Annotated in this window: 3 protein-coding genes; all 3 read right to left on the reverse strand. The window is 35.8% G+C overall.

Annotated elements, in window-relative coordinates; translation table 11 throughout:
* Positions 1-19: 19 nt before the first annotated feature.
* The 3 genes from AB1422_16240 to AB1422_16250 all read right to left on the reverse strand — a co-directional run bounded on the left by AB1422_16240 (position 20) and on the right by AB1422_16250 (position 5,240).
* On the reverse strand, positions 20-688 hold the full coding sequence (locus AB1422_16240; protein ID MEW6620857.1) for a DUF3786 domain-containing protein: 669 nt from the start codon (positions 686-688) through the stop codon (positions 20-22).
* 47 nt (positions 689-735) lie between these two features.
* Complete coding sequence (locus AB1422_16245; protein MEW6620858.1) at positions 736-2,919, reverse strand: hybrid sensor histidine kinase/response regulator; 2,184 nt, start codon at positions 2,917-2,919, stop codon at positions 736-738.
* Between the two features lie 71 nt (positions 2,920-2,990).
* A complete protein-coding gene (locus AB1422_16250; GenBank protein ID MEW6620859.1) occupies positions 2,991-5,240 on the reverse strand; it encodes a methyl-accepting chemotaxis protein in 2,250 nt (749 codons plus the stop codon).
* Between the last annotated feature and the right edge of the window lie 210 nt (positions 5,241-5,450).

A 5,450-nucleotide genomic window follows, 5' to 3' on the forward strand; every position in this document is an offset into this window, starting at 1 on the left:
ATAAACTATCAACTATAAACTATAAACGAGTTTTGCATTTTACTCTTTGGAGGAAATCCCTTTTGGACACCAAATCTGCATAGATTTCATTATTAGAGTTATTTTCAGACACCACCAATTTTTTTGTAGTTATCCTTATCAAGGCATAAAGGACATCCAGAGGAAGATGAAATTCAGCAGTAGAATCTAAAAGAATAGACATACCTGGTTCAAATTCATCATCACCTGTCCAAATGAGATAAAGAAGCGGAATGCGAGGAAGAGGAAAGAGGATAATAGATTTGTCTCCATAAGAGGCAGGTTTTGCACCTAATTTTACACCTACTTCAAAAAGTCTATTTGGAGCGTGACCAAATTTTTCTAAAAAAATTGAGTCTTCGAGGGAATGTGTTCCGGTAAAGAATAAATAACCACTTTTAAGGTCTCGCGGGCTTACCCACTTATTCGACAAATTTATCTCCTTTGCCTGGGTAAGATAGGTGAGTAAGACGAGTGCAAGGTCAAAATTAATCTTTGAAGATGGAGATGAAGGCATATTAATTTTCCTGGTCTGCAATTCAATTTGATACAAATCTTTGAGAAATTCAATTAAATATTTACCGTCTTTAAACTCAACCTGTGCCCTTTTACAGACCAAAGAATGTTCCATTTCTAATAATCTATTCCAGGCAACATCTAAACCATTCATTTATCACCTCACATAACTGGTGATTGGTAAATAGTTACCTCAAATCTTTACTTCTCAACCATTTTCTCAATCATATCCAACAAACCTTTTTGGTCAAAGCCGGATTTAATGATGTATGCCTGGGCACCAACTTCAATCCCTCTTTTCCTATCTTCATCCTTTTCTTCAGAAGTAACCATAATAACAGGAATATCTTTACATTTTTCGTCTTTTTTTATAGCGGCAGTTAATTCAAATCCATTCATTCCTGGCATAGTAATATCGGTAATGATTAAATCATATCTTTTTTGTTTGATTTTCCCTAAGGCTTGTAATCCATCAATTGCCATTTCGACATTATAGCCCACTGATTCTAAGATATTTTTTTCAAGTTCGCGGGTCGTTAATGAATCATCTACAACTAAAATAGTGGGAGTAGAGATTTTTGGTTTAGCAGTTACTTTTACTTCAATATGTGTCTTTTTGGCAGATTTCATTATATCAAATACATCTAAGATAAGGATTACTTCGCCATCTCCCCAGATAGTTGCACCGGCAATATTATCAGGTTTTTTTAAATAACCGCCCAGACTTTTGATAACTATTTCTTGTTCACTAATAACTTCATCTACTCCAAATCCAATAGATTCACCTGCAAAATGAATTATAATCATAAACATTTCGCGATTGGTAAGTATTTCATTTTCTTTTTTTAATCCAAGTAGTTTATCGAGTTTGACAAAAGGGATAGTAACACCATCAACGATAACTACTTCTTTATCACCAATCAGTTTTATATCATTTGTTGATAGATTAACTATTTTTTTTACTTCTGAAGTTGGGAAAATGAATAATTGCCCCTGGGATTTAACAATTAGTCCTAAAGTAATACTTAAGGTTAAGGGCATGCGTAAGGTAAATTTTGTGCCTTTACCTACCTCTGTCTGGATGTTAATCGAACCTTTAAGTCGTTCAATGTTTTCTTTAACAACATTCATTCCCACGCCTCGTCCGGAGATATCTGTGATTTTTTCACTGGTAGAGAATCCTGGGGCGAAGATAAGGTAAATAGCGTTTTCATCAGTAATTTTCTCTGCTTGTTCATGGGTAATCAGATTTTTCTTTAAGGCAATTCGTTTTATGACACGAGGGTCTATGCCTCGACCGTCATCGGATATTTCAATAATTATACTTGCTCCTTCCTGTCGGGCAGAAAAGCATATTTTCCCGGTTCGTGGTTTACCAAGCAATGCCCTTTCTTCTGGCGTTTCGATTCCATGGTCAATACAATTGCGGACTAAATGCATCAGTGGGTCTTTTATTTCCTCCAGTATTTTTTTATCAAGTCCTGTTTTTTCACCTCTAATTTCTAAATTTATCTCCTTATCATATTCTTCAGCCATATCCCGCACGACTCTTGGGAAAAGGTCAAAAATAGTCGATACTGGTAACATCCTTATTTTAATGACCATATCTTCCAATTCATTAGTTAAAATATTCAAGTCATCCAGTCCCTCTGCGTATTTTCTTAATAAATTAGTTGTTCCGTCTTTTAGTCTCTGGTGTGAAAGGGATAATTTTATTATCTCTTCTTTAAATCCATTGGTTCTTTCCTTTAGTTGGTCGAGGAATAATATTTGTTCTTTCATTAATTCAGATATATCCTTTATGTGCATCAACAGGGCATCTAATTTGCCACGGTTAATAATCATTTCTCCACTTAAATTCAGGAGTTTATCAAGTTTGCTTACTTCAACACGGATTGTTTCTTCAAAGCCTACTTTTTCATGTCGAATTTCTTGGGCTACACCTTCGACTAACCGAATTTTTCTCTCAGTCTTTTTCCTTTCACGAATTAACTTTCCGGTGCAGGCTTGAATTAATTCATCACAAAGAGAATCGACATCAATATCTACTTCTTTTTTAGAGATTTCTGCCTCTAACAGAATTTTAATTGAATCAAGGCATTCAAACAGCAAATCATTTATTTGTGGGGTGAGATTGAATTGTTTTTCTTTGATTCTGCCGAGCAGGTCTTCCATCTGGTGGGCGATGCGGTTAATTTTGGTCAAACCGACCATTTTCGCCGAGCCTTTTAAGGTATGTGCTTCACGAAATACCTCATTGAGTAGCTCAGCATCATCTGGATTTTGTTCCAGGTTTAAAAGTTTATTATTGAGGTTATTAAGTCGTTCATCAGTTTCTTCTTTAAATTTCGCTAAAAATATAGATTTATCAAATTTTCCAGCCATTTCTGTAACTCCAAATGGAATAGTGGAGTAATGGATTTGATTTTATCACTTTAACACTCCAATTCCTGTCTTTATCCTTCTAATTTAAATTTCTCAATTGCTACTTTTAGGTCTTCGGCTAAAGTATTTAATTCAGAAACAGAGGTAATAGATTGGTGGCTTGAGGCGGCTGATTGTTTAGATACTTCAGCGATTTCGTGCATTGTTGCTACGACTTGTTCTGAGGCAGTTCTTTGCTGTTGGGTGGCAACCGAGATTTGTTTTGAGGCTTTAGTTGTCTGGTCAACCATATCGAGTATCTCTTCTAAAGATTCCCCTGCTTTTTGAGCCAATTTTACGCCTTCATCTACCTTTTTCACATCTTCTTCTATCGCCATAACCGATTGAGAGGCTAATGTCTGAATTTCAGAGGCTATTTCTTTAATTGTTTTAGTCGATTCAACAACATTTTCGGCTAATTTTTTGACTTCAACGGCGACTACCGCAAATCCTCTGCCTGCTTCTCCAGCTCTTGAAGCCTCAATAGCGGCATTAAAGGCAATAAGTTTTGTTTCTGCGGCAATATTATTGATAAGTTCTAATATTTCGCCTATTTTTTGAGACCTCTCGCCCAGTGTCAGGATGCGTCTGGCACCGGCTTCAGTTGTTTCCTTTATTTTACCCATACTGAGAATTACATCCTGAACTCCATCCTGTCCTGTTTGAGCACTTTGTAATGTTTCCTCAGCTATTCTGGCGACTGCATCGGCATTTTCTGCTATTTGTTTTGAGGTGCTGGATAGCTCTTCAACAGTAACCGTAACCTGGGAAACCGAAGCGGCCTGTTCACTTGCCCCACTTGATTGTTCCTGAGCCGTGGCTAAAATTTCACTGCCCGCAGAACTTATTTGAAGCGAAGCCTCTTTTAAATGGTAAATTAATTTCCTCAAATCTTCAAGCATTTTATTAATGACAATTGTCATTTGTTCAAGTTCATTTGCACCTTCTATCTTTACGGCTTGAGTTAAATCTCCACTGGCAATTTTTTCTATTATCCCAGCCAAATTTTTAATATTATCTTGTAGATTTTTCTTTTCCACCGACCGGGTTTGAGCATGGTCATGGAGTTGTTCCATTGAATTGCGTAAATTCTGCATCATCCGATTAAAAATATTCGATAGTAATCCAATCTCATCACTCGTAACGACTGTAACAACATGAGATAAATCTCCATCAGCAATCCGCTGACTACTTTTAATTAAATTATGAAGAGGTATAGTCGCATCAGTCGTGACAAAATAGGCGTAAATATATCCGACAACAAAAATAATCACCGTAAAAATCAATAAAAGATTCCACATCTTCGTAATTGGTGCATCAAAATCCTTCATATAACATACTGTTCCCAATGTCCAGTTTGATTTTTTAATCGGGGCATAAGTAATATATCTCCCTCTGGTTACATCTTCTTGATAGCCAGGTTTATGAACCTCAGTTATTGTAGGTATCTCCTGTGGTATTTCAACGATATGCTTTCTTTTTTCATTTAGTAAAAATGAAAAACCACTTTTACCCAATTTAATATCTTTGACCAGATTAGTCAAAATATCGGTATCTGCTTTATCGAAATTTAGCAGTAGACTAATCTTATCAACACCATCTTTTACCATTTGGTCAGCCTGGTTTTTTATTCTATCTTCTATCACTCTGGCTGTAAAATTAATAAACATCACCGAGCCAAGGAATAAAGACAAAAGCATCAGTGATTGAACGGCAACCTGGGTTTTAAAACCAATACCCAGTCCTACCTTTTGTTTTTTTTCTTCTATATGGGCGGCGGCAAATGCCAATCGAAGTATTGGCTCACGATATCTAATGGTTAAATAAAATAAAATGATAGATACATTTACGGAATTGATGAATGTGCTCAAAAATATAGCTATCGATTCCCAGATAGATAGGTGACCATAAACCGCTCTCATCCAGGCACCTGCTGAAAGCCCAATAATAAGCGTTGTGACAAATTCTAAAATAACTATCCTTCGTGGAATCTGGACAAGTGCTTCTCTTGCTTGTTCAGCTAATGTTTCACTTGCTTTACCTTCTTTTTCTTCCATCTCTTGTAAAAATTGAACAATTGGTCTAAACCATAAGCAAATTAGCCAGATGGCAAAACCTATCAATATTGGTGTCTCAATGGCAGTGATACTTAATAGTATCCTGAGCCTCTCCGGGGTGAACTTAATGGATAATAAGGTATAAACCGCATTGATAATTACCCCAATTACCATAAAGATTCCTACAGCATAGATTACCTTTTTTCTAATTGATGTTTTTAACATTTTTTTACCTCCTTAGTTTGGTAATTGGTAACTGGTGAATGGTAATTAGTTACCAGTTACCATTTAACCGATTACTTACTTTAGTAAGCGTTCAGGTGGTGTAACAAAAGGAGATGTGGAGATTAAGGAGATAGGGAGATATTATTAAAAAAATTGAAATTAGTAGAAACTAATAGAAATTTATGGAAATTTGTTGTTTTCCACAATCAA

This window comes from bacterium (assembly GCA_040757115.1).
Lineage (GTDB): Bacteria > UBA9089 > CG2-30-40-21 > CG2-30-40-21 > SBAY01 > JBFLXS01.